The organism is Pseudovibrio sp. Tun.PSC04-5.I4, assembly GCF_900104145.1.
Taxonomy (GTDB): domain Bacteria; phylum Pseudomonadota; class Alphaproteobacteria; order Rhizobiales; family Stappiaceae; genus Pseudovibrio.
This window is the reverse complement of sequence record NZ_FNLB01000001.1, coordinates 410,005-436,180: the sequence shown is the minus strand read 5'-3', so window position 1 is coordinate 436,180 and position 26,176 is coordinate 410,005. Positions and strand designations below refer to the sequence as shown.

The window sequence follows — 26,176 nt, the reverse complement described above, 5'->3', positions numbered from 1 at the left end:
ATAACTATAGAAACTGAGCCTACCAGAATTCATGGTGCCTAGAAACAGAAGCAAACAGAATTATCCGGACGCACTGGTATATTTGCACCTCATACCAAGATTGCTCTGCACCCAACTGAGTATTGCCAAGCCTAACTTTATAGAAATCCCGGAGGAATGCATTAAACACTCAATGCCATTCAGATAAGTGTCGCAGTTTGGGGCAGCTTACCTGACATATCCGAGGTAGGTGCGCCGCTTTTACGTGCCCAGTCAGTCCAATCAATACAACATACATAGAATGAAATTAAGTATATCATGTGTGTTCTACTGTGGCTAACATAGTTTACCCCATGGTAATGCAATGGACTATTTGAATGATAACTTACAAAATAGGTAATTCAACATATATATTCGTATGTCAGACATGGCCTAAATTAACGCCGTCATACTGATGATAATGATGGGACTTGCGGAACAATGGCCTTATCAACGACACCAGACCTCCGAGATCAGATCACCGAGGAACTGGCGCGGCAGTTGTTTTCTGCTGATCTGAAGCTGGGTGATTTTCTGCCAAAAGAACTGGACCTCACAGAACAGTTTGGTGTGAGTAGAGCAACTGTTCGCAGCGCATTGGCCACATTCACCAGCCACGGCATTATTGTGCGAATATCGGGCCTCGGAACCCGTGTTCAGGACTATCAGGACTGGAACATCCTCTCCCCTCAGGTGACCACATGGATCACGCAATATGGCCGCGATACTCTAATTTTTGCCAAGGAGATTTTCCGGTTTCGTAAAGCCGTTGAGCCCTACATCTCCATGGAAGCGGCCCGCCGCGCCACCGCCAAGGATCTGATGCAGATTGAGACAGCGTGGTACGGCATGAAAGCTGCCATTGAAAATGACGAGTTGATCTACCGCGGTAAGCACTTCCAAGAATTTGACGCCGAGTTTCATGAAGCCATTTATCAAGCAAGTCACAATCTGGTCTGGGTCCAAATCGGGCGCAGCACAAAGCCTGCGGTGTTCTTCCTCATCAAAAAAACAACCGAAGCAGCAACGGAGCTCAGTGACTCATTAGAGCGTCATCGCCGCCTTCTGGAAGCTATTCGTTTGCGGGATGCAGAGGCGGCGCGCAAGGCATGTGAGAGCATCATCGATCGTGCGGCATTTGACCTCGAGCTGAGTGATCTGAACGAGGAAATAAAACAAAACTCACTGGCTCATGTCGCAATGGGAAGCGGTCTGGCCAATGACGATTTCGTTGCTGAGTAAGTTCAGCAGCAAGTTTCAGTAGGCACTACAAATAGGAACGGAGGCGGTACATGGTGTGCGCCTTCATAATACTCCCTTTCAAAAACAATAATAAACCGGGACCTGCCATGAAAATCACGGGCATTGAAACAATCAATCTCAAAGAATTCCGCAATGTAACCTGGGTTCGCGTGCACACAGATGCCGGCAGCTTTGGCCTTGGGGAAACGTTTTACGGAACCGAAGCTGTTTGCGGCTTCATTCATGAAACGCTGGCTCATGAGTTAATTGGCCGTGACCCAACCCAGATCGACGCAATCTCTCGCCTGTTGCTGAACCCGATTTGCGGTTTCAACTCCACCGGCGCAGAAATGCGGGCTGCTTCTGCCATTGATATTGCCCTGTGGGATCTTGCAGGTAAAACGCTCGGCGTGCCGGTTCACCAGCTGCTTGGCGGTAAAAGCCGCGAGAAAATCCGCGCTTACAACACCTGCGCTGGCTACCAGTATGTGAAAGACAAACAGGTCAACACCACGGAAGACTGGAGCACGGAATCCGTTTCCGATGGCCCCTATGAAGACTTGGAGGCCTTCCTGACGGATGCCGGACCGCTGGCGCAAAGCTTGCTGGACATGGGCATTCGCGGCATGAAAATTTGGCCGTTTGACCAGTTCGCCGTCAAGACCAACGGCACCGACATTTCGCCGGAAGATCTGGAAGCAGGCTTGCGGCCGTTCAAGCAGATTCGGGAAGCTGTTGGCGATGCCATGGACATTCATGTGGAATTGCACAGTGTGTGGAACCTGCCAATGGCAGAAAAGATTGCCCGTGCCTTAAAGCCCTACAACGTGTACTGGCTCGAAGACCCCATCAAAATGACCAATGTGGATGCACTTGCCGAATACGCAAGACGTGCCGATACTTGGGTGACGGCAAGTGAAAACCTTGCCACCCGCTGGTCCTTCCGCGAGCTGTTTGAAAAGCGTGCAACGGACGTTTGTATGCTTGATATTGGGTGGTGCGGTGGCCTGACAGAAGCCAAAAAAATCGCCACCATGGCAGAGACTTATGAGCTGCCTGTCGCCCCACATGATTGCACCGGACCGGGCCTTTTGACAGCTGCCGTTCACCTTTCCATCAACCTGCCAAACGCGTTGGTTCAGGAGATGGTACGGGCCTTTTACTTCGGGTGGTACAGCGACCTGATGGAAGGTCTTCCTGTGTTTGAAAATGGCTACCTGCTCGCACCAACGGCACCGGGGCTTGGCATTTCTCTCTCACCAAAAGTGTTTGAGCGTAGCGACGCAACCATTCGGATCACCGGCTCCCGCTGCACCTGAACTGCAAAGGTCAACTGGGGCACATAAGAAAAACAACATGCCGAACTATTGGAATTCAGACAAAGAGCTATTTGCTCTGGCACGCGATGAGCTGTTTGTTGCGTTGGTGGGCGATGTTCTTGATAAGCTGGACTATCAGAAACAGTTTCTCTCCCCCTCCCTCAAGCCAATTGATGATGACTTGGTTATCATTGGCCGGGCGATGCCAGTGCTGGAAGCAGATGTTTTCGCACAAAGCTATGCGGGACGCAGCGAACTCTCTGAAAAACCATTCGGCATGTTGTTTGAAGCGCTGGATGATTTGAAGGAAGGTGAAGTTTACTGTTGCGCCGGTTCTTCCCACCGCTACGCGCTCTGGGGTGGCTTGATGTCAACCCGCGCTCTTGTGTGTGGTGCCAACGGTGCTGTAGTGCATGGCTTCCATCGTGACACACGGGAAATCCGCGACCTCAAATTCCCGCTCGCCTCCTTTGGCTCCTATGCGCAGGACCAAGCCCCGCGCGGCAAGGTGGTGGATTGGCGTGTGCCGATTGAGATGGACGGTGTGCGCATCAATCCGGGCGATCTGATCTATGGTGATCTGGATGGTGTGCTGGTTATTCCAAAAGAGATCGAAGTGGCAGCGTTTGAAGGTGCTGTTGAGAAAGCGCGCGGTGAGCAGGAGGTTCTAATCGCCCTGCAAAACGGCATGACCACCAAAGACGCCTTTGAGAAATACGGCGTCATGTAATCCCTTGCTGGCGGGTGTGTGTCCATAACAACCGCCAGACACCGCCCATCGCTACGGGGAAAAACTGCAGCGGTGGGTGATTTTCAATTCATCTGAATTATTTGCAGGTTTCCTGAAACGCATTTTCTTTCTCCGCGATTTCGGGAAAAGCATCCGTCAGCAATATTATCGTAGGAATGTTCTTCAACATGTATCGCTCGCTCCAGATTGCCTTCCAGATATTTACTGCAAGCCTCTTTGGTTCCGCGTTGCTCCTGAAGAGCTTGCACTGAAGGCGTGAAAGTACTTTTGGCAAAGGCTTGGGGCACAAATCATCCAAAACGCACAAGTCGGATACGCAGAGAAATAACAATGCGCCCAGTGATTGCGACGGTTACCCCGGGCAGGTAGTAACCGCCGCGCACACTGGGAGAGCTATGAAAACTGAGAGAGAACCGCCAGACCGATACTGGTCAGGAAGATCACGACAGCTAGCTTGCCTGAGGTGGTCGAAAACATCGCAATTTTCTCCCGAATTCCTTCGTTATAGGTGTGATAGATGGGGCCGATCTGGATGGGGCCAGTGTTATAAACTCCGCTTAAGCATGGATTTGAGTTCAGCGTTTTCCGCTCTGAGTTCAACCAGCTCTTCGCGCATTTTGTAAAGTTGAGGTTCAAGATCTTCCAAGGTTAGCCGGACCGGAATATGGGCCGGACAATTCCAGTCCAAAGCCTCTACGTTAATAACCACGGCTCGTTCCGGCATTGCCTGGTATTTAGGAACGGTAAGTTTCTTAACCAGATCCGGATCTTCCTTCGTACTGATCAGTTCTACGCGTCCCATAATCTTCAGTCGTCTGCGACGTGCGTAATCCATCAAAATAAGCGAAACGCGGTCATTGCTGGCCCAGTTTCCCACGCTCAAATACTGGCGATTGCCGCGAAAATCCGCGTAGGCAATCCGCTTTTCATCCAGCACCTTGAGGAACCCTTTGGGCCCACCACGAAACTGCACATAGGGCCAGTTATCAGCATTCACAGTGGCCTGATAAAACCCATTCATGCTGGCAATAAAATCAGCCTCTTTGGGTCCAACCTTATCAGCCGCTGCAACCTCTTCCTCCAACATCCATTTATACATAGGAGCCGAGCCTTGCTCTTCTTGCACACGGCGAACATCAGGGGTAAATGCAATTTCAGCATATGCAAGCGCCATCGACTGCCCTCCCAAGCAACAGATTAAAGGTTCATTTCAGATAAGCTGGGGTGCGCATCCGGACGTCTGCCAAAAGGCCACCAAAATAGTCTGTCATTCTCATCGATTTCATTATCCGAAATGCACGTGACCCGTTTTTTCAGCAGTCCATCATCATCAAACTCGCAGTTTTCGCTGCCGCTAGATCGGAACCACTTGTTGTGCGCTGTCCGCCACTCGCTGACGACCCGGATGGAAAACCGGTTTTTCTGGAAACTCCAAAGCTCCTTGATATGGCGATAATGAAGTTCTCGCTTCCACTTTGCAGAGAGGAATGAGAGGATTTGTGACCGGCCTTCGATGAACTGGTTTCTATCTTGCCACTGGCCGTCCTGTGAAAAGTACTGGCTTACAATCCTAGGACATCGCGTGTTCCATACATCCTCAGCGGCTCTTACTTTCGCAATCGCTGCGTCGTCGGAGATGGCGTGCATCGATATTTTGAGCATCGTAGGTCTCCCAAATCATTTACCGATCGGTACAGTTGTTAGTAGGCAAGGTGTACTGATCTGTTCACTTAGTCAATTCACCAAATTGAGAAGCAAGTGATGTTCATCACACATGTCAATTTAACCTACTGAAATTAATGAAAAAATTAAATTACTTGTAGTGCTAAATATATTTAGTTATATGTACTGATCAGTAAACCATGAGGTTCATATGCCCCCTAGCAAGCGCGATGAAATCGTTCAAAAAGCCATGGAGACGTTCTACCGAAATGGATTCCATGCCACCGGAATGGACATGCTGGTGGCGGAATCGGGCATTTCCAAAACCTCCATGTACAAACATTTTAGGACCAAGGACGATCTGATCGTTGCAGCTTTAAAATTGCGCGAAGAACAGTTCAATGATTGGGCTTTCCAACGAATTGACGAACTTGCGAGTGACCCAAGGAATAAACTTTTGGCATTTTTTGATGTGCTGGAAGAGTGGTTTCAGCAGGACAGTTTTAAAAGTTGCATGTTCATCAAAGCCAGTTCCGAATACCCTGAATCTGACCATCCTATTCATCGCCAAACAGTAGAACAAAGAACCATATTGTTGAGCAACATTCTGCATCTGGTAAGGCTCGCTCACCTGAAAGAACCAGAGCAATTGGCGCGCCAAATCGTTATGCTGCAGGAGGGCGCTATTGTGACTGCCCATTTTGGCAATTGCGCAAATCCAGCAGCTGATGCAAAACATGCAGCAAATGCGCTTATTGAGGCCGCCTCCTAAGTTTGGGTGCTGCGCTGGTTGGCTGTCTTTCTTCTAACATGTGCGCAGTGCAATTTCACCTGCACCTATATGCCTCTGCACTCTCTCCTTCGTCTAACCTTGGATTTTATGCGCTAATATAATTGCAAATACATATATTAGCGTTTAGCCTAGCCAGTGAGACATCACCGGGGAGGGTGAGGTTCTCACCCCCGGACGGACCATTTTATTATCATTGGGAGGGAGACAGAGGGATGATTACGAAATCTATTTTAGACGATCTTGGAATGAAGCTGATTTCAGGTGATGTCGAAGTTATCGACTTATCGGGATCATTGGGCCCGGAGACGCCAATTCTTCAATTGCCACCGGATTTTGCCAAGAACACACCGAAAGTTGAGATCCACAAGATCTCCGAATACGATGCAGATGGCCCGTTTTTCGCGTGGAACTGGATGAAGCTGGGCGAGCATTCTGGCACCCACTTTGATGCGCCGCATCACTGGGTGACCGGAAAAGATTTTGCGGATGGATACACGGACACCATCTCTCCGCAGAATTTTGTGGCGCCCGTCAACGTGATTGACTGTTCTGCTGAAGTTGCAGAAAACCCGGATTTTCTACTTACGGCAGATCACGTGAAGGCGTGGGAAGCCCAGCATGGTGAAATTATAGCCGGTGAATGGGTTGTGATGCGTAGTGACTGGTATCATCGCAACATGGATGAGGCCAAATTCCTCAACGTGGATGAAACCGGGCCACATTCTCCTGGACCGACTGTCGATTGCATCGAGTATGTGCTTTCTAAAGGCGCTATTGGCTGGGGCAATGAGTGCATCGGGACTGATGCAGGCTGTGCCGGTGGCATGGAACCGCCTTATCCGGCGCATAACCTGCTACATGCTGCCAACCGATACGGCCTTGCGAGCCTTGCCAATCTAGATAAGCTGCCTCCAAAGGGCGCGATTATGATTGCAGCGCCCCTCAAAATTGCCAATGGCACAGGCAGCCCGATCCGCGCGCTTGCCTTGGTGCCGACTGTATAAATCAGGCCTAGCAAATAAAAACAGGCTCCGGTGCGTATTGAACGCCCCGGAGCCTGTTTTCCATTAAAGCCCTGATAAATCGTAGAGCAGTTTGACATTCAACACGATGACAACAACTGCGATGATCGCCGCTAAAACCGTGAGCCAACGCGGGCTGACAAACTCGCCCATCTTCCGCTTGTCGGCGGTAAACATCACCAGCGGGACAACAGCGAACGGCAATTGCAAACTCAGCACCACCTGCGAAAGAATAAGCAGCTTTCCGATCTGATCTGACCCCAGCAAGAAGATCACACCGACAGCGGGTAGTATTGCGAAGCCTCGGGTTATCAACCTGCGCAGCCATGCGGGAATTCTGAGATCAATAAAGCCTTCCATCACAATCTGGCCGGCCATCGTCGCTGTGACGGTGGAGCTTAACCCACTGGCCAGCAAGGCAACCCCGAAGAAAATAGGTGCAAGGTCACTCCCCAACAACGGAGTAAGCATTTCGTAGGCGACTTCTAAATCCTCCACGCCGTAATTGCCGGTGCGATAAAAAACGGCCGCAGCGAGGATGAGGATGGCCGCGTTGATGAACAAAGCAAGTGTGAGAGCAATGGCAGAATCATAGGTTGCAAACTTGATGGCCTGATGGCGGTCTTCCGAGCTGGAACCATAGGCGCGCGTCTGGACGATACCGGAATGCAGATATAAATTATGCGGCATCACTGTTGCGCCGATAATGCCAAGCGCAAGATAGAGCATATTCGGGTTGGTCACGATCTCCACCGTTGGCGCAAACCCGAGAATAACACCGCTCCAGTCTGGATCTGCTAACGCAAGCTGCATCACAAAACAGAAGGAGATCACTCCCAACAGGGCGATGATGAACGCTTCAATCCAGCGGAATCCCTTGTTTTGCAGATAGAGAACCAGAAACACATCCAGCGCCGTGATAATGACGCCAATCTCCAACGGTATGCCGAACACAAGGTTGAGGCCGATAGCTGTTCCGATAACCTCGGCCAGATCCGTCGCAATAATGGCCAGCTCCGCCAAAAGCCAAAGAGGCGCTGAGACCCAGTTGGGAAATGCATCACGGCAGGCTTGAGCCAAATCACGACCACTCCCAATAGCAAGTCGCACGCACAAGGACTGCAAAACAATCGCCATGATGTTGGAGAGCAACGCAATTGACAGCAGTGTGTACCCAAACGTGGAGCCACCCGCGATGGACGTCGCCCAGTTGCCCGGATCCATGTAACCAACAGCTACCAGATACCCCGGCCCTGCAAAGGCGAGGAACCGACGGAATTGAGAGCTGTTCGCTGTTCCTACCGGGATGGAGCGGAAAACTTCTTCCAAGGATGCATGTTTGCTTTTTCTGCCCCAGCTGGAGGAAAATTCCAGCGGTGAGGGTCTCGTTTTGGCTTCAGTATTCGTCATTGCACCGCTCAAATATATTGCTATCTCTAATTGCTATTGCAACTCATTCTTAATTGCAATGTAGAAAAGTAAATTCGCCCAAATTATTTGCAACTGAAATTTCGTGAAAACCGAAAGCTCCGTCCTACCACCGTCAAATCCACATATAGCTTGTGACAATATTTGAAAGCTGTCGAAGCACAGTAAAATTCCTCATTTTGTGCGTCAGACACACAGGCAAGACACTATCGCGCCAAACCATGATTGCGAACTGCGACACATAAACACAATATTTTTGACAATGAGTGCCCTGACCGGTTTACCCCTTCACATCCCGGTTGGCTCGTTCTTGCCCTCACCGCCTTTATCGCAGTTGCAGGGCTGGCAATGAGTTTTAGCTCCGGTCAGGCGCAGCAAGCAAAAGCAAACCTGACTTAGGCAATATAGCTCGCTACGCCTCGCATATTTGTGGGGCGTGATCTTTTTCTTTTGCAACTAAAACCAATTTATTACGCAAGAGTCTTACTCTTATAATCAAGGTAGACAGCACCTTTCCGCAAGGGTGTTTGGGCGACGAGAAGCACCACCTGACCAGAGTGAGGTTTTATGCAGCCACAATCCAGCACGCCAGATCAGCCCGAGACGTCCGGCACCCGCTTTTCCAATTGGTTAAAGGAGGGGCGAGAGATTGTTCCCGGTCTGATAATTGCCGTGGTGATTGCAATCGCTGCCCGTTACATCTCCGAGCATCAGGGTGGCCCGGTCATGCTCTATGCTCTGCTCATTGGTATGGCCGTGCATTCCATTTACGAGGACGGGACCTGTCAGGCGGGTCTCAGCTTTGCAGCAAAGAAGGTGTTGCGACTGGGGGTCGTGTTGCTCGGCCTGCGTGTTTCTTTTTCCCAAATTCTGGCATTAGGTTGGCAAACGCTGGCCTTGGTTATTCTCAGTGTTCTAGCCATGTTGCTCATTGGGTTGATAGTCGCACGGCTTTTAGGTCGGTCCGCCAGCTTTGGTCTTTTAACGGGGGGCGCTGTGGGCATTTGCGGTGCATCTGCTGCACTGGCGATTTCCTCAGTGTTGCCAAACTCAAAAGAAAACGAGCAAAACACGCTGTTTACGGTCATTGCTGTAACTGCATTTTCCACACTCGCCATGATTTTTTACCCAAGCATTGGTCGGATGTTCGGCCTTGACGATGTGCAGTTGGGTATATTCTTCGGCGCAACCATTCATGATGTGGCTCAGGTGATTGGCGCAGGCTTTGCTGTGTCTGACGGTGCTGGAGAGATCGCCACTGTGGTGAAGCTCATGCGAGTGATGATGTTGCTGCCGGTCATCTTCATCATCTCGTTCTGGTCGGCAAAGTGGCTGCATAACAAAGGCGATACCTCCCTCACCACGCAGGAAGCCAACCCGCCTGTACCCTACTTTGCGTTTGGCTTTGCTGCACTGGTTCTTGTGAATTCACTGGATTGGATACCGCAGACCCCGCGACTAATCTTAGTCGATGCCTCCACATGGTGCCTTGTCATCGCCATTTCCGCACTTGGTGTTATGACAACGTTGAAAACCCTCGTCAGTCTGGGACATCAGCATCTTCTGGTCATCCTTGCAGAAACCATCATTCTGCTGGCAGGCATTATTTTGGCGATAAAGTACTTGTTGTAGAGGATTTTCTGGAGAACTAATGCATTTCCCAGTTTCCAAAGTCTCTCCTTAAGTTTACACGCATGCAATTCAGGATTGTCGCGAAATTGCATTACTCGCTTCCAATTGTGTCGCAATCAAGAAAAAACTGCCTCTACGCACAACTCCTAAATCTGCTGATGCAATTGGTAAAACACCGCTGTATAAGCGAGGGGTGTATTCTGGTGAGTGCGCGCGCGTGAGATGCGACTTCATCAGCTAGAGTTTTTCGGATGTGTTGCCGCCAACCCGCGGCCCCTGTCATATACAAATAATAGGTAGACCATGGATATTCGTGCCGCCGTTGCTTTTAAAGCAGGAAGTCCGCTTTCAATTGAAACCGTTCAGCTGGGAGGCCCCAAGCCTTTTGAAGTTCTGGTTGAGATCATGGCAACCGGTGTGTGTCACACCGATGCATTCACCCTGTCCGGTGATGATCCAGAAGGTCTGTTCCCGGCCATTTTGGGCCATGAGGGCGCTGGTATCGTGCGCGAAATTGGCAAGGGCGTCACCTCGTTGAAGGTGGGCGATCACGTGATCCCGCTTTACACCCCTGAGTGCCGCGAATGTGAGTACTGCCTCAACCCGAAAACCAACCTGTGTCAGTCGATCCGCACCACGCAAGGTGCGGGTGTGATGCCGGATGGCTCCAGCCGCTTCTCCATCAATGGTGAGAAAATCCACCACTACATGGGCACCAGCACGTTCGCGAACTTCACGATTGCGCCGGAAATCTCGCTTGCAAAAATCCGCAAGGACGCGCCGTTTGACAAGGTTTGCTACATCGGGTGTGGGGTTACCACAGGCGTTGGTGCAGTGATCAATACAGCAAAAGCGGAACCGGGCTGTAAGGCTGTTGTGTTTGGCCTTGGCGGCATTGGCCTTAACGTTGTGCAGGGCCTTCGCCTCATCGGTGCTGACCAGATTATTGGCGTCGATATCAACCCGGCCAAAAAGGCGCTTGCGGAACAGTACGGCATGACCGACTTCGTCAATCCGAAGGAAGTTGAGGGCGATCTTGTTCCTTACCTAGTGGACCTGACAGGCGGCGGTGCTGATTACACATTCGAGTGTATCGGCCACCCTACCACCATGCGTCAGGCGCTTGAGTGTGCGCATAAAGGCTGGGGTGAGAGCATCATCATCGGCGTTGCCGGTGCGGGCAAGGAAATCTCCACCCGTCCGTTCCAGCTGGTCACTGGCCGCACATGGAAAGGCTCAGCCTTTGGCGGCGCGCGTGGCCGGACTGATGTTCCCAAGATCGTGGACTGGTACATGGATGGCAAGATCGACATCGATAGCATGATCACCCACACCATGCCGCTGGATGAGATCAACACTGCGTTTGAACTGATGCACGAAGGCAAGTCCATCCGCTCGGTTATTACTTTTTAATCGGCGCTAACACGTAAAATTCAAGAGGGGTCTGAGTGGAAGTTATTTCCCTCGGGCCCTCTGTTTTAAGAGACCCCATTATGATTGAATTGGTATCCAGCTGGCGTTGTTTTGATGGCGAGCAACGCGTTTACAAACATGACAGCAAAGCCACCGGCACACCAATGGAATTTGCGGTGTTTTTGCCGCGCCGCGCCTTGAATGGCGAAGACTGCCCAACCCTGATGTACTTGTCTGGTTTGACTTGCACATGGGAGAACATGGTTTCCAAAGGCGGGTCACAACGCGCCGCCGCTGAACTTGGCATGATTATCGTCTCGCCTGATACGTCTCCACGCGGCGATGATGTGGCTGATGATGAGGGCTGGGATATGGGCAAGAGCGCTGGCTTTTACCTCAATGCCACGCAGGAACCATGGGCAACACACTACCGCATGGAAGAGTACATCACGCAGGAACTGCCAGAGATTTTGGAGGAGCACTTCCCCGTTGACCTCTCCGCGCTTGGCCTGACGGGTCACTCCATGGGTGGCCATGGCGCGTTGACCCTTGCGATGAAAAATCCCGGTCTGTTCAAAAGCGTTTCCGCATTTGCGCCGATTGTGAACCCGATGGATTGCCCATGGGGTGAAAAGGCGTTCTCCGGTTATCTGGGGTCTGACCGTTCCACATGGGCAAATTATGATGCCTGTGAGCTGGTGAAATCACGTGGCTGGAAAGGTCGTATCCTGATTGATCAAGGCACCTGCGATAATTTCCTTGAAGAGCAGCTGAAGCCATGGGCTTTTGAAAAAGCCTGCCGCGAGGAAGGTGTTGATCTGACTCTGCGCATGCAAGGCGGTTACGATCACCTATACTACTTCGTTGCCAGCTTCCTGCCAGACCACATTGCTTGGCACTATGACGAACTGGTCTAACTGCTACCCTTTACCAGACCTTCGCGGTGCTTGTAGTTTCTAAGCGTTAGCGTTAGGTAGACGGCACCAATTGGGAGGATGAAACCCCTCCCCTAACTGATCAAAGCCCAGGGGAACATATGTCCGAGCTCATCCAGAAGATCGTAACCGGTATCAATAAAAAAATTGATGGCGTTGATATGTCAAAGTCAATCGCGCTGAACATCAAGGATGAAGGCTTCATCATTATTGATGAAAACGGCGCCCGGGCAGAAGAAGCAGAGGCAGATTGCACAGTGAGTTGCTCAGCTAAAACCTTCAGCGGTTTGGTGGATGGCTCCGTGAATCCGATGACAGCGGTGATGATGGGTAAAATCAAAATTGCCGGCGACAAAATGGTCGCCATGGGCCTCGGCAAAATCCTCGGCTAGGCTCTGCCTGAGCTTATGAAATTCAAACCCCGCCTCAGAATATGAGGCGGGGTTTTTTGTTGGGTATCTCTTCCTAGCCTCCGGGTCGGCTGCGGATATTCTCAGGCAGCCATGTGGCGATCTCTGGAAATGCGATCAGCACGAACACCATCAGCACCATAATCAAGAACATGGGGAACGCAGCACGGGCGATAAAGCCCATCTGATAATTCGTCATGCCTTGCAACACAAACAGGTTGAAGCCGATAGGCGGGGTGATTTGCGCCATTTCAACCACGACCACGATGAAGATGCCGAACCAGATAAGGTCAATGCCTGCCTGACGCACCATTGGTTCCACAACAGCCATGGTCAGCACCACAGATGAAATGCCATCAAGGAACATGCCGAGGATCACGTAAAACACCAGCAGGACCATCAGCAGCTCAAACTTGCTCAGCTGCAGCGTTGCGATGAGATCTGCCAGACCGCGCGGCAATCCGGTAAAGCCCATGGAGAGGGACAGGAACGCAGCGCCGGCAAGGATCAGCGCGATCATTGAGGATGTGTAGGTTGCGCCCATGAGGCTGCGAGAAAAGCTCGTCCAGTTCAATGACCCTTGTGACGCGGCAAGGATCAAACTGCCAATCACACCAAAGGCGGCGGCTTCCGTTGCTGTTGCATAGCCAAGGTACATAGAACCAATGACCACAAGGATGAGCAGGATAACCGGCAACAGGAATCTGGTGTTCTTTACCTTCTCCACAAAGCTCATTTCAGGCTCTGGTTTCGGGTTCCAATTGGAAGACACCTGGGAAGTGATTGCCACATACGCCATGAACATCGACGCCAACAAGATGCCGGGCATGATGCCTGCAAAGAACAGCTTGGAGATGCTCTCGTTAATGGTCACTCCATAAACGATCAGCGTCAACGAGGGCGGGATCATAAGACCCAGTGTTGCTGCCCCGGCGAGCGTACCAATGATCATCTTTTCAGGATAATCGCGCTTGCGCAGTTCCGGTATCGACATTTTGCCAACAGTGGTCAGCGTTGCCGCTGAAGAACCGGAGACCGCGGCAAATATCGTGCAACCCACAATGTTGGTGTGGACCAGACCGCCGGGTAGACGGGCCATCCAAGGGGCAAGGCCGCGGAACATATCTTCCGACAGGCGGGTTCTGTAGAGGATCTCCCCCATCCAGATGAACAGCGGCAGGGCCGTCAGTGTCCAGGAGGAGGCGGAGGACCAGATGGTCGTCAACATCACATCGCCAACAGGGCGGGTGGTGAACAGTTCCATGCCAACCCATGCCACACCCATAAGGGCCATACCGACCCAAACGCCGGACCCAAGCAAGGTGAACATGACAAACAGGAACAGAATGATAATACTAATGTTTTCCATTGCTCTTATTCTCCGGCAACTGCTTCTTCAAGTTCAGAGGCAATGCTGTGCTTGCCAGTGAAAATGAGTTGAAGGAGATGGTCTGTAAGAGCGATGGCGAGAATAAGCGCACCGATCAACATAAAGCTCTGCGGAATCCAAAGCGGGGTACGGTCCTGTCCCTGACTGACGTCATTGAACTTGTGGGACCAGTAAACGAAACGGTAGGCGTAGTACACAAAGTACCAAATGGTGGCGGAACCGATGGTAAAACACCAGATTTCCAACAGCCGCTGAGCCGTTTTACCAAGCATTTGATGCAGGATTGATACGCGGATGTGAATGCCTTTGTTCAAGGCATTGGCAAATGCAAGGAAGCTGGCGGAGGCCATGGCATAGCCTGCATATTCTGCGGCGCCCGGAAAAACCTCGCCCGTCCAGCGGGCCGTCATTTGTATCACAATCAAACTCAGAATGGCGATCAGGCAAAGCGCGGAAAGAACACCAGCGCCCTTGTAGATCCCATCCAGCCCGAAGCGCAGTGCGCGTGTCAGCTTCATTGTTCTCCCCCCTCAAAAAACAAAAGCCGGAGCTCCAATTGCAGCTCCGGCTTCAGACTTATTTATTTCATTGCCTTGAAGGATTCGACCACAGCTTTGCCGTCGTCGCCTGCAGCTTCAAGCCACTCAGCAGTCATTGTTGCGCCGATTTTCTGAAGGTCAGCTCTCATCTGATCGCTCCCCTTTTCAACCTTCATGCCGCCTTCACGTAGGCCATCAAGGGTGAAGTTTGTGTAGTCGATAGACCGCTTAAGACCAGCCGCCTCTGCAGTCGCCGCACAAGCTGTGATGATGCCTTTGTTCTTGTCTGAAACACCAGACCAGACATCGGAGTTCACGAGCATGTAGTTACGTGGCAGCCATGCATCTACCTCATAGAAGTAGTTGAGGCTTTCCCAAACTTTACGGTCGTAGCCAGTTGAGCCGGAAGACACCATGGAGTCTGCAACACCAGTTGCGAACGCCTGGGAGATCTCAGCCGCTTCAATGGAAACTGGCAGCATGCCTGTCAGCTCTGCAAGACGTGCAGTTGCAGTGTTGTAGGAACGGAACTTGATGCCTTCCATCTCTGCAACGGAGGTCACTTCGTTTTTGAAGTAAAGGCCCTGCGGAGGCCATGGCACAGAGTACAGCAGTGTCAGGCTCTGGTCTGCCAGAACTTTTTCAAGCGCTGGTTTCGCTGCTGTCCAGAGTTTGCCTGCAGCATCAAAGGACGTTGCAAGGAAAGGAACGGAATCCACACCGAACAGGGCGTTTTCATTCTGGTGGCCAGAAAGCAGGCGTTCACCGATTGGCACCTGACCAGTCTGAACAGCACGCTTGATGTCGCCGCCTTTAAACAGGGAACCGCCCGGGTGAGTGGTTACTTCGATATCACCAGCTGTGCCGGATGTAATACAAGCCGCAAATTCAGCGCCAGTTACGGAGTGGAAGTTAGAACCGGAATATGCCATTGGCAGGTCCCACTTCTCAGCAGAAGCAGCCGTTGCACCAAGCGCCATGACGGAAACACTCAGGCTCACCAATAAACTAGACTTTTTCATAGATACTCTCCTCTAAAAAACATGTAGTGCCCTCTTATGTGAACCTTTGCGGATCGTAAGGGCTTATATCGTTATTGGAGCGTTTGCCGCTGATCAGATCAGAGACCATTCGCCCAGTTTTTGGACCGCCCGTCAGGCCGATGTGATGGTGACCAAACGCGGCATACACACCGCTTTTGCCCACTTCACCAATGAGGGGGAGACTGTCCGATGGCGCAGGGCGAAAGCCCAACCATTCCTCTTCGCTGGCAGCTTCCATAGCGGGGAAGCTTTCACGAACCTTTTTCCTCAGCAGAGCCAGAGGTGCTTTTGAGGCACCAGCTTCCAGCCCGCCAAATTCCACAACACCAGCGCACCGCAGACCCTGCGCCATTGGCGTGGCAACAAATTTGCCGGAGGCCACCATGATGGGCTGGTTGGGTTGTTCGCTCGGGTTCTTATACAAAATATGGTAGCCGCGCTCGGCTTCCAGCGGCACGTTGATGCCAAGTTTTTTCATTAATGGCTTGGACCAGACGCCGGTGGCCAGCACGGCACTGTCACATTCAAATCGTCCCTGATCTGTCATCACGGCTGAAATAGAACCGCCCGACAAATCAAAGTCTTTCACCTCGGCCTGCACAAATGTGCCGCCCATTTCGGTAAAGGTTTTGACCAGATCAACCACATAGGCGCCGGGGTCGAGCACAAAGCCGTGGTCCCGCATCAACGCAAGCAGATTAATATGCTTGCTGAGGATCGGCTCCATATCGTGGACATCCCCGCCTTCAATCAATTCAGGCACAAAGCCCGCATTGCGGCGTAAATCCCATGTATAGGCATCGGCTTTAAAGGCTGCTCTGTCATTGTAGGCAAAGCTGTAAGTGCTCTCCTTCAACCACTTCTGTGCGCCTGTTCCGTCTGCCAGTGAGTGGTGCTGTTGAACGGAGTCGCCTACAATAGTGGTCAGTCCGGTTGCAATCCGGCGTGTGTCTTTGTCACTGGCATGGGAGAGATAGCGGGCAAGCCACCCTGCAAGTTTGGGCAGGTAGCCCCACCGCAAGAACAGCGGGAAGTTCGGATCTAAAAGTAGCTTGGGCCCTTTCAGGATGAGACCTGGTGCGGTGACAGGCGCCACCGAACAGCTGGCCAGCACACAGGCGTTGCCGAAAGAGGCACCCATGCCGGGCTCGCCTTTATCGATGAGGGTTACATCATGTCCCTCACGCTTGAGCCAGATAGCAGCTGATACACCCACGATCCCTGCGCCGATTACAACGACACTATTTTTTTTCATGCAGCCCCCATTTCCGCACTCTTGGAAATTGCATAGCGTTTGACTTTCTCCAGATCCGGTCGGCCTCCCAAGCCTGCCGTCTGCGGAACCACAACGTGGCCGCTTCTGGTTTCAAACTCTGTTTCCATAAGGTCTTCTACTAGGAAGTATTTTGCCTGATAAAACTCACAAGCTAAAGTGATTTCTGGTGTTGCAGCGATCATATGTGTTCCGGCAAGGTGCGCGAGGCCGGATTCGAACATGTCTCCCCCATAGGCGCTCATACCTGCGGTTGCAGCCATACGGGCCACGGTTTGTGCTCGCGTCAAGCCGCCAGCCTTCATGATTTTGACTGAAACACCGTCAGCTATCCCCATTTGAATTGCGATCTGCATGTCCTCAGGCCCAAAGATGCTTTCATCTGCCAAAAGCGGAACATCGATTGAGTTTCTGATAGTTGCCATGAGAGAGCGCAGATTATGGGCAACGGGCTGCTCGATAAAATCTGGTTGATAAGTTGCGATGTCGCGAACGCACGCAAGGGCAGAATCGTGGTGCAGACCTTGATTGTAGTCCACGCGGATGGCGAACTCGGGGTAGTCCTTGCGCAGGCGTTCCATACGCATCATGTCGTAGGCGTGCCCTTTGAAGCCTGTTTTGAGCTTAATGATGCGCACTCCATCGTCTTTTAAACGATCCATCAATGCCAAGTCGCGGTCAAAGTCCGGGTCAGCTATCGAGCAGGATAAGGGAATCGTATCGCGGCATTTACCGCCTAAAAGCGCCCAGACAGGCAACCCACAGATGCGACCTTGAAGGTCCAGCAGCGCCGTTTCCAGTGCAGCTTTTGCCTCGGTACAATGAGCAACCGCTTTTGCAGCATCCTTCATGATGGCGGCCCGCTCACCAATGGTGCGGCCAACAACAAGTGGGCGGATGTAACGATCCAGCGCAGCAAAGCTTGCTTCTGCGGAGCCGGTAAATACTGACCATGGTGAGGCTTCCCCAAAGCCGCATTCACCTCCCTCCGCGGTTAAGCGGAGGACGATGATGTCAACGGCATGCTCAACAGAGCCGATGCCATGGTCACGGCGGGCATTGACTGGCAGTTGAACGTGCCAGAGATCCATGCCTGTAATCTTTTCATCAGTATGCATGAACCTACCCCATCCAGCGACGCACAGGAGCGTTGCTCTCTTCAAGAGCCTGACACACGACATCAATCAGGGTCGGGCCATCATGCTCGATTGCTTCTTTGAGGATGCGTTCCAGATCATCCGGGTTTTCAACGCGCCAGCTCTTCACACCATAAGCGGCGGCAACAGCGGCCTGATCTGTACGGTTGAAGTCTACGTTGTAGTAACGCTTGTCTGTGTCTGCGAACTGGCTGGCTTTGATCCAGCCAAACGTGGAGTTGGAGAACACAATGTACGTGATGGGTGCACGCGAACGGCATACGGTTTCCAGCTCACCACAGGTGAAGCCGAAAGATCCATCGCCCATCATGGCAACGACTTTGCTGGTTGGACGGCCATACCATGCACCGAGTGCGGCGGAGAGGGCATAGCCCAACGCCCCATGTGCCCGGTTGGTGATGAAGTGACGCCCTGATTGTGGCAGCTGATAATAGGCGGAGAAGTAAGGGCAGCTGGTGCCCGGATCTGAGATGATGGTCGCATCTACTGGCAAGACCTTCATCATAGCATCAATCACGCGCTCGGGACGGATTGGAGCCTCGCCGCTTTGTGCCAGCTTGTTGAAGATCTCAAATTTACGTTTTTTGATGTCCGCCACAGCAGCTGCACCGCCAAAGGTATCCGCGCCCTGATCCCGTTTATCCAGAACCGCGTTGACCTGCTGCAAGGCCAGCAGAAGATCGCCAACAACACCCACTTCACTCTGGTAGTTCGCGCCAATCACCATCGGGTCATTATCAAAGTGAACCACCCGTGTTGTGGAGGAAGGAGCTTCCCAGCGGGAGGTGGTTGTGGAGCCTGCACGGGCGCCCATGAACACGACAAGATCCGCCGCAGTCATGGCTTCCCAAGTCTCATCCGTTCCGCCGTTTGACCCAACAACACCCACACAGTTTGGATGGGTTTCAGCCAGCGAGCCCTGACCGGAAATGGAGGTGGCAACCGGAATATCTAGGCGGGTTGCCAAACGGTCCAGCTCTTCCATGGCACCAGCGATTACAACACCGCCGCCACACACGATAAGCGGGTTCTTTGCAGATAGGATCGCATCAACAGCAGCTTCTGCCGCACCCGGTGCCGGGGCCTGTCGGTAAGCCGGGTAAGATCCAAGCTCTGGATCGGCCCAGATATCGGAACTCTCAACCGCATCATACTGAATGTCGTAGGGCAGACCGAGGTGAGCTGCACCGGAGCGACCGGTTGTCATGGCGCGGAATGCTTTACGCACCATCCGGGGGATGTGATCTGCGCGTTTGATGACGGTGTTCCATTTGGTCAACGGGCGCATCAGCGCTTCCTGATCCACTTCCGTCAGCGGGTATTTGCCGTAGGAGCCAACGGAGATATCCGTGGTAATGCCAAGTACTGCATAGGAGCTCTCGTTAGCCTCAATCAAGCCCGGCAAAATGTAAGTTGCACCGCCGCCCGATGGTCCTTCGCACACACCAACGCGGCCAGTTACACGCGAATACGCATCTGCCATGTATGTGGCGCACCGCTCGTCACGGGTGAGAATGTGGGTCATGTTGTGATCGAGCTTGTACATCGCGTCGTAGAACGGCAGCGTTGTATCTCCGCACAGACCGAAAATATGCTGGACGCCTTGCGCTTCCAGCATTCTTACCATGGCTTCAGCACCATTCATCTTATTCGTCAAACTATCACCTATCAGACCCGACCCACCAAAACAGTGGCATTATTTTAAGCTGGAGAGCAGTAGAATCACGTGCACTCAAAATTGTATACAGCAACATATTCAGTATTGAGTGCAAGTCAAATGGAATGTACAGTTCCCCTATTGCGTGCTAGATCACCTGCATATTTTGAAGGCCTGCATCGGCAGGATTGAAAGCGATTTTGGAATGAAAAAAGCAGATAGCAATGTGGACCGCATCTATGAGAAACTGCGGCAAATGGCGGCTGATTTTGAGTTTAAGCCGGATGCGCGGATCAACGAGAGTGTTCTGTCCACAGAGTTAGGTGCGAGTCGGACGCCGCTTCGCGAAGCGCTTAACCGTCTCGTTGCAGAAGGATTTTTGACGTTCCAAAGTGGTCGCGGTTTCTTCTGCCGTCCCCTAAGCCCCAAACGAATTCTCGATCTTTATGAGGCTCGCGTTGCCATTGAAACCGAGATTGTGCGTCTGGTCTGTCGCCGTGCCAGTGATGAAGAGCTTGAGGAGCTGATGGGGTTCCTCACCGAAACTGAACCGGCCTACGATATTTGTGAGGACCCGATTGAGCTGCTGCGTATGGATGAAGCCTACCATATGCGCATTGCGGTCCTGTCGCAGAGCCATGAATTGCAGCGCATTTTGGAAAACCTGAATGACCGCGTTCGCTACATCCGGCTTGTGGATTTGAAGTACCTGCGCGGCAAAACTCCGGTTTCCAAACAGGAAGAGGCGCAGTTATCCGCACACCGTATTGTGCTCACAGCCCTGATCAGTCGGGATGAAGAGACTGCGGTTTCCACCATGCGCCACCATATTGAACGTCGCCGCGATGAAGCCACGGAAGCCGTGCGCATCGCCTATTCGCAGCTCTACGTTCCTTCTGAATAATATCCTGATTTTAAATGAGGTTTTGAAATATGTCCGTTGAGTATGGAGGCAAGATTGTATTTGGTGCCTCAGTTGGTATTCTCATGCTGGAAACCAAATTTCCGCGTATTTATGGTGATATCGGCAATGCGCAAACTTGGAGGTTTCCCGTTCACTACCGCGTGGTCCGCGGCGCGACGCCCAACAAAGTTGTCCGCAATGACCCGCGTGAGCTGGTGGACCTGTTTATTGACGCAGGACGGGAGCTGGTTCGCACAGGCTGCGATGGCATCACCACCAACTGCGGATTTCTGGCGCTGATTCAGGATCAGGTAAAGAACGCACTGGGCGTTCCGGTTGCGACATCCTCCTTGATGCAAATTCCCATGGTTCAGCAGTTATTGCCGGACGGAAAACGTGTGGGTGTTATCACCATTTCCAAGGAGACCTTGAGCAAAGAGCACTTGAAAGCGGCAGGCGCACCGGAAGATACGGTGGTTGTGGGCACAGATGGCCTGCGCAACTTCACCCGCGAAGTGCTGGATGATTACGACTGCATCGATTTTGAAAGCGCGCGTCTGGACCTGTTGGATGCCGCCGCTGAGTTGGTAACCAAAAACGAAGGCATTGGCGCAATCGTGCTCGAATGTACCAATATGGTGCCTTATGCAAATGACATTCGTAAATTGACTGGATTGCCGGTTTATTCCATCTATACGTTTGTTAACTGGTTCCAATCCGGTCTTGTTCCGCAAAAGTTTCCGCTGGAACTGGATGACCCACGATTGAACCTTGCCACCTACAGGAAGACCTGATGGATAAGTCGCCACAAATCAAACAGATCAATGCATCCGGCCTTGTTTTGCTGGGGTGCGGAAAGATGGGCTCCGCCATGTTGCAGGGCTGGCTGGATGCTGGTGTTCTGCCTGCCTCCGTTTCTGTGATTGATCCTTACCCATCCAAATGGCTTAATGGCTTGGTGGATCACGGATTATCCCTCAACAAAAAGCTTCCATCAAATCCGGCGGTTTGCATTCTTGCGGTCAAACCGCAAATGATGGGCGATGCCACACCTCAAGTTGTTGCGCTTGGCGGCGGTGAGACTGTTTTCGTTTCAATTGCTGCCGGCACGACACTGGCCGCTTTGGAAAGTTTTGTGGGTGCAGGGTCCCGCGTTGTCCGCGCGATGCCAAATACTCCGGCGGCTATTGGCCGGGGCATCACAGCCCTCATCCCCAATAGCCATTGTTCTGCTGGTAATCTTGGCATGGCGCAGGAGCTGCTTCAGGCCGTTGGACAAACCGTTATTTTGGAAGAAGAAGCCCAGATGGATGCGGTGACGGCGGTTTCCGGGTCTGGTCCGGCCTATGTCTTCCATCTGATTGAGGCTCTGGCACAAGCGGGTGCAGCGCAGGGGTTGCCGGAAGAGCTTGCCATGCAATTGGCAAAGGCCACCGTTGGCGGAGCAGGCCAACTTGCTGAGGATTCCCATGACAGCCCATCACAGCTGCGCATTAACGTCACCTCACCCAATGGCACCACAGCCGCAGCGCTGGATGTGTTGATGAGTGAAGAAGACGGCTTGCGTCCGTTGCTTTCACGTACCGTTGCAGCTGCCCGCAAACGCAGTGAAGAACTCGGCTAAGCCATCTATTCTCTACATGAATTCGAGAGCCCTGTTTCCTTGATTGGAGGCAGGGCTTTTTGCTGAGTGCACTGTAAAAGTCCGTTACGTCACTTTCTGCTTGACCCATTCATGAATATATATAACCATGTGGTTATGCAAGAGATCAACCACACCGCCCAACCTGAAAATCTTGATGCCGTGTTTGCTGCACTGGCGGATCCAACGCGCCGCGCAATTCTCACGCGTTTGGCGAATGGGGAGGCATCCGTGAATGAGCTGGCAGAGCCATTTCAGATGAGCCAACCAGCCGTTTCAAAACATTTGAAGGTGTTGGAACGGGCTGGGTTGGTTGAGAGGAATGTCGACAAGCAGCGTCGTCCGGCACGGCTCAAAGCCGCGCCCCTGCAGGCTGCTGTTCAATGGCTGGAGGAGTTCAGCAAATTCTGGTCATCGAGTTTTGACCAACTGGATGACCTTTTGGAAGACTTGAAGCGATCTGAACGTTGAGGAGGGAATGGGAATGAGTGAACTACCAACCTATGTACTGGAACGGACATTTAATGCCCCACGTGAGCTGGTTTGGCGCACATGGACTGAGGCAGATCTGGTCTCGCGCTGGTATGGGCCCAACGTGGAAAGCATCGTTCATAAGCTGGATGTGAAGCAAGGTGGTCTCTGGCTCCACGAAATGAAATGGGGCGATAATTCCAACTACCAGCGCGTGGAATACACCGAAGTTTCCAAACCTTCAAAGCTGGTGTGGCTACACGCAACATCCGATGCGGATTGGAAAATTATCGCCAGTCCAATGATGACAGACTGGCCACGTGTTCTGCTGACCACCGTCACCTTTGAACAAGAAGCCGACCAGACAAAAATGCGCCTGACCTGGGTGCCACACGAAGCCACAGAAGCAGAAATTGCCTGCTTTGAAGCTGCCATAGGCGGCATGAACAAAGGCTGGAACGCTGGCATGGGCTTGCTGGAAGAACTGCTGGCAGACCTTCAGGCCACAACGCAGGCATAGCATCTAGTCAAACGGTAATTTCTTGAGGTGAATTGAGTAAACCGAAATTGGAATTCGCTTGCGGTTCGTGCAATGCGATTTCAGTTTCGGTTAGAGCGTGGAACCTCAAACCACCTACAGATCCATTCAACCTATAAATTTAGAGGCTTTATTCGTTGAAAATCATGCAAGAAGTCGAAAGCATAACGATTGGAGTTAGGTCTACCTAACAACCAGCAGTGTAAGCATCCTATCGGTCATAATTAAAACGTTGATTTGCTTGTCGACGTAATTTCCACGGCAGCATTCGGCCAATACGAATACTCAAAGCCAGTTGCCATGGGAAAGGAAAGAATGCGGTTTTCCGATCGATGGATCTTTGAATAGTTTTTGCCGCCTTTTCTGCAGAAAACTCAAATGGGCGCCAACTTTTGAACTGATCCGCCATAGGCGTGCGGATGTAACCGGGACATATGACAGAAACGAATACACCCCACTCGTGCAGATAATCCCGCATTGCTTCTCCATAAGCTATGATACCGGCTTTGGAGGCACCATATGCAGGGCCATCTGATAAAGGTTGCATCCCGGCAAGCGAACTAATTAGGGCAATTCGTCCTCTTTTCCGCTTTTGCATATACGGTGCGACAGCTGTCAGCAAATTGATGGTGCCACCTAGATTAGTGGAAATCTGACCATGCGCTGTTTCTGCCGATTCAAGAGTGCCATCCATGCTGTGGGACCCAGTGATGCCTGCATTGGAGATTACCAGATCTAACGAAATCGATTTTTCAATTTCCGCAACCCAACCATGGACCTGGGCCTGATCAGCAATATCCAACGTTCTCCAAAGCACATGAGCGCCTTGTTGTTCGACTTCACTTACCGTTTTCAGCAACCGCCTTTTATTGCGGCCTGTCAGGCAAAGCGTTACGCCGTCACGCGCATAAACCAAGGCAATTGCCCTGCCCAAACCCGAACTAGCACCAGTGATGAGAATTGCTTTTGGTGAGTACATTAGTGTTACGCCTCCAACCAAGAGGGTTCACTTTCATTAAGTCTAAAAGAATTGAAGAACGCAACCTATTCATACCGGTGTTCTTCCCTTCAATATCAATAGTCAGGGAGAGCTGGCTCAGGTTTGGTTGTCTAACTTGATTTAGCTCATGAAACTAGCCTGATGCCAACAACAGGAGACCACCATGATCAGACGTGGGTTGTGCCACAAAGTTTAGGTGGTTTCCAACTCTGATCGTTTCGTTTGCAACCGGCACGCTCTGAAGTCACGGTTTAAGGTTTGGTGAGTTGAACACGTGATCCTCAACCGCTGGGTTATCAAGTTTTTCCCAAAGCTTAGCCAAGGGTTCAGCCATCGACATTCTAGTGCTCCGGTTGCGAATTGCTTGAGAGTGTTCACATACTCGTGGGAGTAATTTGCCGCTGTCAAAGGGGAGCAAGATTGGAGGGATTATAGCTGGCTTCATAAGAGGAGAGTTCTGCGACCAATCCCGTTTGGGTGGAAGGGTCACAGAACCACAATCGCTATGAGGCTTTGAAGGCCAGTTTCAGCAGCAGGTGGTCTCCAGTTCCTTCAAACAGAAATTCTTTTACAAACTGAAAGCCATAGAGATCGTAGAATTTCCGCCCGATCACGTTGTCTTTTAGAACATCGACCTCAAGGTCTCCATGCAGCTCCTGTGCCTTATCCATCAGGGCTTTGCCGATGCGCCGTCCATGGAAATCCGGGTCCAGAAATAAACCGCCAACTTCATTGCCAAGCAGAGCAATAAAGCCAACCACTTTACCGTCAACAACCGCAACCCAAGTGTCGGCGTTGGGAAGGTAAAGGTTTGGGATGTTCTCGCGTTCTTTTTCAAAAAACGCCTCACTCATAAAGGGATGGGCGATCCTTGATGCCTTCTCCCATGCGGTGAGCAAATCGTGCAGGTCTTGTTCTTCGTAATGTCGAATTTCAGTGTTCAATGCTTTGCTTCTTTTTCTTGATCTGTCGGGTGCAGCCTTGTGGCGACACCTCATCTCTGGAAACAGATACTAAGAAGTTTCAAGCAATCTGGATTGAACAAATCCGACAATTTTAAAGTGGATCGATACCACCATAAACATCAATGGTTAGGTCTCTTAGTCTTGCATAATCACCGGGCGTTTCTCCAATTGCTGCCTTGAGATACCGGATGAGATGGGGTTGATCACTAAAGCCAAATTCAAAAGCAACATCTGCCCAATCAATTTCTCCTTGCCCCTGCTGGTAAAGGTGCTCAAGCAAGGCCTCCAATTTGTTCATGGACTGGCACTGCTTCAAGGTGAGACCGGTGACACGGAGAAAATTACGCTCCAAGGTGCGCTGCGTACAACTCAACCTGTCTCCCAATTCCGAGATGGGATGATCAGGCAGCAGAGTGAGGGCCCGCTTGATAAGAGCGCTGTGTTTGTCTTGCTTGGCAAGCGCAGTCCATGGCTGTAGCAGCTCATCAAGATGATCGCGGCATTGCTCGGGGTTGAGTTGGGCGCTTTTCAGTAATTCAAGTTCGCTTTGCTCGCTCGTTTGAAACAGTGAGGCAAAATTAATATCAACAATGTTATCCAGCATTGGTTGGTTTTGCAGTGGCTGCAACGCATATAAAGCGCCCACCCGAAATTTAATGCCGAGCAAAGCGCTGGTGTGCGTATGGTCCATTTTGTAGGTTTGGCTGTGTGGCAACAACCAGTGTGTCCCCTGCCCGCGAAACGTGTGTCCCGCAGCCTCGTAATGGTACGCCTCATGCGGGGAAGCTACGATCATGTGTGCGTTGGGGTCAGGGTAAAGTTTCGGGAAGCTGTTCGCTTGGCCGCCCTGCTGCTTTTCCAAAAACCAATAGCACTCAATGGAGTGCGAAAGGCTCTCGGACTTTGGCTCCAACTTCCAGATAATCATTTTTGTTTAACGCGCCTGATATGGTCATATCCCTGCACTATTAG

26 protein-coding genes are annotated in these 26,176 nt (G+C 51.6%); 14 read left to right on the top strand and 12 right to left on the bottom strand.

Features of this window, described 5'->3' with window-relative positions; translation table 11 throughout:
* The first annotated feature begins 459 nt into the window (after positions 1-459).
* From BLS62_RS02105 to BLS62_RS02095, 3 genes are all read left to right on the top strand, one after another.
* Positions 460-1,260 carry a FadR/GntR family transcriptional regulator gene (locus tag BLS62_RS02105; RefSeq protein ID WP_093176276.1) on the top strand — a complete coding sequence of 267 codons (801 nt, stop codon included), beginning with the start codon at positions 460-462 and terminating at the stop codon, positions 1,258-1,260.
* A 107-nt stretch (positions 1,261-1,367) separates the two neighbouring features.
* Entirely contained in the window at positions 1,368-2,579 is a 1,212-nt protein-coding gene (locus BLS62_RS02100; protein WP_093176272.1) for a mandelate racemase/muconate lactonizing enzyme family protein, read from the top strand.
* Between the two features lie 37 nt (positions 2,580-2,616).
* On the top strand, positions 2,617-3,309 hold the full coding sequence (locus BLS62_RS02095; protein WP_093176268.1) for an RraA family protein: 693 nt from the start codon (positions 2,617-2,619) through the stop codon (positions 3,307-3,309).
* Between the two features lie 565 nt (positions 3,310-3,874).
* On the opposite strand, the gene BLS62_RS02085 is transcribed toward BLS62_RS02095, so the two are convergent.
* Both BLS62_RS02085 and BLS62_RS02080 read right to left on the bottom strand, forming a co-directional pair.
* A complete protein-coding gene (locus BLS62_RS02085) occupies positions 3,875-4,504 on the bottom strand; it encodes a pyridoxamine 5'-phosphate oxidase family protein (RefSeq protein WP_093176260.1) in 630 nt (209 codons plus the stop codon).
* A 23-nt stretch (positions 4,505-4,527) separates the two neighbouring features.
* A complete protein-coding gene (locus BLS62_RS02080) occupies positions 4,528-4,992 on the bottom strand; it encodes a DUF1348 family protein (RefSeq protein ID WP_093176256.1) in 465 nt (154 codons plus the stop codon).
* 211 nt (positions 4,993-5,203) lie between these two features.
* Between BLS62_RS02080 and BLS62_RS02075 the strand changes: the two genes are divergently transcribed.
* Together BLS62_RS02075 and BLS62_RS02070 are read left to right on the top strand one after the other, a co-directional pair.
* Positions 5,204-5,764: a TetR/AcrR family transcriptional regulator gene (locus BLS62_RS02075; protein ID WP_093176253.1), complete on the top strand. Its 561-nt coding sequence runs from the start codon at positions 5,204-5,206 to the stop codon at positions 5,762-5,764.
* A 233-nt stretch (positions 5,765-5,997) separates the two neighbouring features.
* Complete coding sequence (locus tag BLS62_RS02070) at positions 5,998-6,789, top strand: cyclase family protein (RefSeq protein WP_093176249.1); 792 nt, start codon at positions 5,998-6,000, stop codon at positions 6,787-6,789.
* A gap of 63 nt (positions 6,790-6,852) precedes the next feature.
* Here the strand turns inward: BLS62_RS02070 and BLS62_RS02065 are convergent, their stop codons facing one another.
* Positions 6,853-8,217, bottom strand: coding sequence for an Nramp family divalent metal transporter (locus BLS62_RS02065; protein WP_093176244.1), 1,365 nt, complete (start codon positions 8,215-8,217; stop codon positions 6,853-6,855).
* 585 nt (positions 8,218-8,802) lie between these two features.
* Between BLS62_RS02065 and BLS62_RS02060 the strand changes: the two genes are divergently transcribed.
* The 4 genes from BLS62_RS02060 to BLS62_RS02045 all read left to right on the top strand — a co-directional run bounded on the left by BLS62_RS02060 (position 8,803) and on the right by BLS62_RS02045 (position 12,607).
* Positions 8,803-9,867: a YeiH family protein gene (locus BLS62_RS02060; RefSeq protein ID WP_093176240.1), complete on the top strand. Its 1,065-nt coding sequence runs from the start codon at positions 8,803-8,805 to the stop codon at positions 9,865-9,867.
* A 303-nt stretch (positions 9,868-10,170) separates the two neighbouring features.
* On the top strand, positions 10,171-11,280 hold the full coding sequence (locus BLS62_RS02055; RefSeq protein ID WP_093176236.1) for an S-(hydroxymethyl)glutathione dehydrogenase/class III alcohol dehydrogenase: 1,110 nt from the start codon (positions 10,171-10,173) through the stop codon (positions 11,278-11,280).
* Between the two features lie 80 nt (positions 11,281-11,360).
* Positions 11,361-12,197, top strand: coding sequence for an S-formylglutathione hydrolase (gene fghA / locus BLS62_RS02050; protein WP_093176231.1), 837 nt, complete (start codon positions 11,361-11,363; stop codon positions 12,195-12,197).
* A gap of 119 nt (positions 12,198-12,316) precedes the next feature.
* Complete coding sequence (locus tag BLS62_RS02045) at positions 12,317-12,607, top strand: SCP2 sterol-binding domain-containing protein (RefSeq protein WP_093176226.1); 291 nt, start codon at positions 12,317-12,319, stop codon at positions 12,605-12,607.
* Between the two features lie 73 nt (positions 12,608-12,680).
* Here BLS62_RS02045 and BLS62_RS02040 read toward each other — a convergent pair whose 3' ends face one another.
* The 6 genes from BLS62_RS02040 to BLS62_RS02015 all read right to left on the bottom strand — a co-directional run bounded on the left by BLS62_RS02040 (position 12,681) and on the right by BLS62_RS02015 (position 19,684).
* Positions 12,681-13,994, bottom strand: coding sequence for a TRAP transporter large permease (locus BLS62_RS02040; protein WP_093176221.1), 1,314 nt, complete (start codon positions 13,992-13,994; stop codon positions 12,681-12,683).
* A gap of 5 nt (positions 13,995-13,999) precedes the next feature.
* The gene (locus BLS62_RS02035; RefSeq protein ID WP_093176217.1) at positions 14,000-14,533 is read right to left on the bottom strand and encodes a TRAP transporter small permease; all 534 of its coding nucleotides are present in this window, start codon (positions 14,531-14,533) and stop codon (positions 14,000-14,002) included.
* Positions 14,534-14,595: 62 nt separating this feature from the next.
* A complete protein-coding gene (locus BLS62_RS02030) occupies positions 14,596-15,576 on the bottom strand; it encodes a TRAP transporter substrate-binding protein (protein ID WP_200798434.1) in 981 nt (326 codons plus the stop codon).
* A 34-nt stretch (positions 15,577-15,610) separates the two neighbouring features.
* Positions 15,611-16,852, bottom strand: coding sequence for an NAD(P)/FAD-dependent oxidoreductase (locus tag BLS62_RS02025; RefSeq protein ID WP_093176213.1), 1,242 nt, complete (start codon positions 16,850-16,852; stop codon positions 15,611-15,613).
* A complete protein-coding gene (locus BLS62_RS02020) occupies positions 16,849-17,988 on the bottom strand; it encodes an enolase C-terminal domain-like protein (RefSeq protein WP_093176209.1) in 1,140 nt (379 codons plus the stop codon). Before BLS62_RS02020 ends, BLS62_RS02025 begins: the two co-directional genes overlap by 4 nt.
* 4 nt (positions 17,989-17,992) lie before the next feature.
* Positions 17,993-19,684 (bottom strand): thiamine pyrophosphate-binding protein, encoded by a 1,692-nt coding sequence (locus BLS62_RS02015; protein ID WP_093176206.1) that lies wholly within the window; start codon positions 19,682-19,684, stop codon positions 17,993-17,995.
* A 205-nt stretch (positions 19,685-19,889) separates the two neighbouring features.
* Here BLS62_RS02015 and BLS62_RS02010 point away from each other — a divergent pair, with 205 nt between their 5' ends.
* The 5 genes from BLS62_RS02010 to BLS62_RS01990 all read left to right on the top strand — a co-directional run bounded on the left by BLS62_RS02010 (position 19,890) and on the right by BLS62_RS01990 (position 23,221).
* Positions 19,890-20,588 carry a GntR family transcriptional regulator gene (locus BLS62_RS02010; RefSeq protein ID WP_093176202.1) on the top strand — a complete coding sequence of 233 codons (699 nt, stop codon included), beginning with the start codon at positions 19,890-19,892 and terminating at the stop codon, positions 20,586-20,588.
* A gap of 29 nt (positions 20,589-20,617) precedes the next feature.
* Positions 20,618-21,382 carry an aspartate/glutamate racemase family protein gene (locus BLS62_RS02005; protein ID WP_093176196.1) on the top strand — a complete coding sequence of 255 codons (765 nt, stop codon included), beginning with the start codon at positions 20,618-20,620 and terminating at the stop codon, positions 21,380-21,382.
* Positions 21,382-22,212 carry a pyrroline-5-carboxylate reductase gene (gene proC, locus BLS62_RS02000; RefSeq protein WP_093176193.1) on the top strand — a complete coding sequence of 277 codons (831 nt, stop codon included), beginning with the start codon at positions 21,382-21,384 and terminating at the stop codon, positions 22,210-22,212. Before BLS62_RS02005 ends, proC begins: the two co-directional genes overlap by 1 nt.
* A gap of 135 nt (positions 22,213-22,347) precedes the next feature.
* Positions 22,348-22,701: an ArsR/SmtB family transcription factor gene (locus BLS62_RS01995; RefSeq protein ID WP_093176189.1), complete on the top strand. Its 354-nt coding sequence runs from the start codon at positions 22,348-22,350 to the stop codon at positions 22,699-22,701.
* A 13-nt stretch (positions 22,702-22,714) separates the two neighbouring features.
* Positions 22,715-23,221: an SRPBCC family protein gene (locus BLS62_RS01990; RefSeq protein WP_093176915.1), complete on the top strand. Its 507-nt coding sequence runs from the start codon at positions 22,715-22,717 to the stop codon at positions 23,219-23,221.
* A gap of 229 nt (positions 23,222-23,450) precedes the next feature.
* Here BLS62_RS01990 and BLS62_RS01985 read toward each other — a convergent pair whose 3' ends face one another.
* The 3 genes from BLS62_RS01985 to BLS62_RS01975 all read right to left on the bottom strand — a co-directional run bounded on the left by BLS62_RS01985 (position 23,451) and on the right by BLS62_RS01975 (position 26,132).
* A complete protein-coding gene (locus BLS62_RS01985; protein WP_093176185.1) occupies positions 23,451-24,218 on the bottom strand; it encodes an SDR family NAD(P)-dependent oxidoreductase in 768 nt (255 codons plus the stop codon).
* A gap of 524 nt (positions 24,219-24,742) precedes the next feature.
* Positions 24,743-25,183, bottom strand: coding sequence for a GNAT family N-acetyltransferase (locus BLS62_RS01980; RefSeq protein ID WP_093176180.1), 441 nt, complete (start codon positions 25,181-25,183; stop codon positions 24,743-24,745).
* A gap of 112 nt (positions 25,184-25,295) precedes the next feature.
* Positions 25,296-26,132 carry a helix-turn-helix domain-containing protein gene (locus BLS62_RS01975; RefSeq protein ID WP_093176176.1) on the bottom strand — a complete coding sequence of 279 codons (837 nt, stop codon included), beginning with the start codon at positions 26,130-26,132 and terminating at the stop codon, positions 25,296-25,298.
* Positions 26,133-26,176: the final 44 nt, after the last annotated feature.

Coding starts and splice junctions, on each gene's coding strand:
- BLS62_RS01995 (WP_093176189.1), top strand. CDS start 22,348: ATGCAAGAGATCAACCACACCGCCCAACCTGAAAATCTTGATGCCGTG.
- BLS62_RS02035 (WP_093176217.1), bottom strand. CDS start 14,533: ATGAAGCTGACACGCGCACTGCGCTTCGGGCTGGATGGGATCTACAAG.
- BLS62_RS02040 (WP_093176221.1), bottom strand. CDS start 13,994: ATGGAAAACATTAGTATTATCATTCTGTTCCTGTTTGTCATGTTCACC.
- BLS62_RS02055 (WP_093176236.1), top strand. CDS start 10,171: ATGGATATTCGTGCCGCCGTTGCTTTTAAAGCAGGAAGTCCGCTTTCA.
- BLS62_RS02100 (WP_093176272.1), top strand. CDS start 1,368: ATGAAAATCACGGGCATTGAAACAATCAATCTCAAAGAATTCCGCAAT.
- BLS62_RS02070 (WP_093176249.1), top strand. CDS start 5,998: ATGATTACGAAATCTATTTTAGACGATCTTGGAATGAAGCTGATTTCA.
- BLS62_RS02085 (WP_093176260.1), bottom strand. CDS start 4,504: ATGGCGCTTGCATATGCTGAAATTGCATTTACCCCTGATGTTCGCCGT.
- fghA (WP_093176231.1), top strand. CDS start 11,361: ATGATTGAATTGGTATCCAGCTGGCGTTGTTTTGATGGCGAGCAACGC.
- BLS62_RS02025 (WP_093176213.1), bottom strand. CDS start 16,852: ATGAAAAAAAATAGTGTCGTTGTAATCGGCGCAGGGATCGTGGGTGTA.
- BLS62_RS01990 (WP_093176915.1), top strand. CDS start 22,715: ATGAGTGAACTACCAACCTATGTACTGGAACGGACATTTAATGCCCCA.
- BLS62_RS02020 (WP_093176209.1), bottom strand. CDS start 17,988: ATGCATACTGATGAAAAGATTACAGGCATGGATCTCTGGCACGTTCAA.
- BLS62_RS02095 (WP_093176268.1), top strand. CDS start 2,617: ATGCCGAACTATTGGAATTCAGACAAAGAGCTATTTGCTCTGGCACGC.
- BLS62_RS02060 (WP_093176240.1), top strand. CDS start 8,803: ATGCAGCCACAATCCAGCACGCCAGATCAGCCCGAGACGTCCGGCACC.
- BLS62_RS02075 (WP_093176253.1), top strand. CDS start 5,204: ATGCCCCCTAGCAAGCGCGATGAAATCGTTCAAAAAGCCATGGAGACG.
- BLS62_RS02010 (WP_093176202.1), top strand. CDS start 19,890: ATGAAAAAAGCAGATAGCAATGTGGACCGCATCTATGAGAAACTGCGG.
- BLS62_RS01985 (WP_093176185.1), bottom strand. CDS start 24,218: ATGTACTCACCAAAAGCAATTCTCATCACTGGTGCTAGTTCGGGTTTG.
- BLS62_RS01975 (WP_093176176.1), bottom strand. CDS start 26,132: ATGATTATCTGGAAGTTGGAGCCAAAGTCCGAGAGCCTTTCGCACTCC.
- proC (WP_093176193.1), top strand. CDS start 21,382: ATGGATAAGTCGCCACAAATCAAACAGATCAATGCATCCGGCCTTGTT.
- BLS62_RS02005 (WP_093176196.1), top strand. CDS start 20,618: ATGTCCGTTGAGTATGGAGGCAAGATTGTATTTGGTGCCTCAGTTGGT.
- BLS62_RS02080 (WP_093176256.1), bottom strand. CDS start 4,992: ATGCTCAAAATATCGATGCACGCCATCTCCGACGACGCAGCGATTGCG.
- BLS62_RS02105 (WP_093176276.1), top strand. CDS start 460: ATGGCCTTATCAACGACACCAGACCTCCGAGATCAGATCACCGAGGAA.
- BLS62_RS02065 (WP_093176244.1), bottom strand. CDS start 8,217: ATGACGAATACTGAAGCCAAAACGAGACCCTCACCGCTGGAATTTTCC.
- BLS62_RS02045 (WP_093176226.1), top strand. CDS start 12,317: ATGTCCGAGCTCATCCAGAAGATCGTAACCGGTATCAATAAAAAAATT.
- BLS62_RS02030 (WP_200798434.1), bottom strand. CDS start 15,576: ATGAAAAAGTCTAGTTTATTGGTGAGCCTGAGTGTTTCCGTCATGGCG.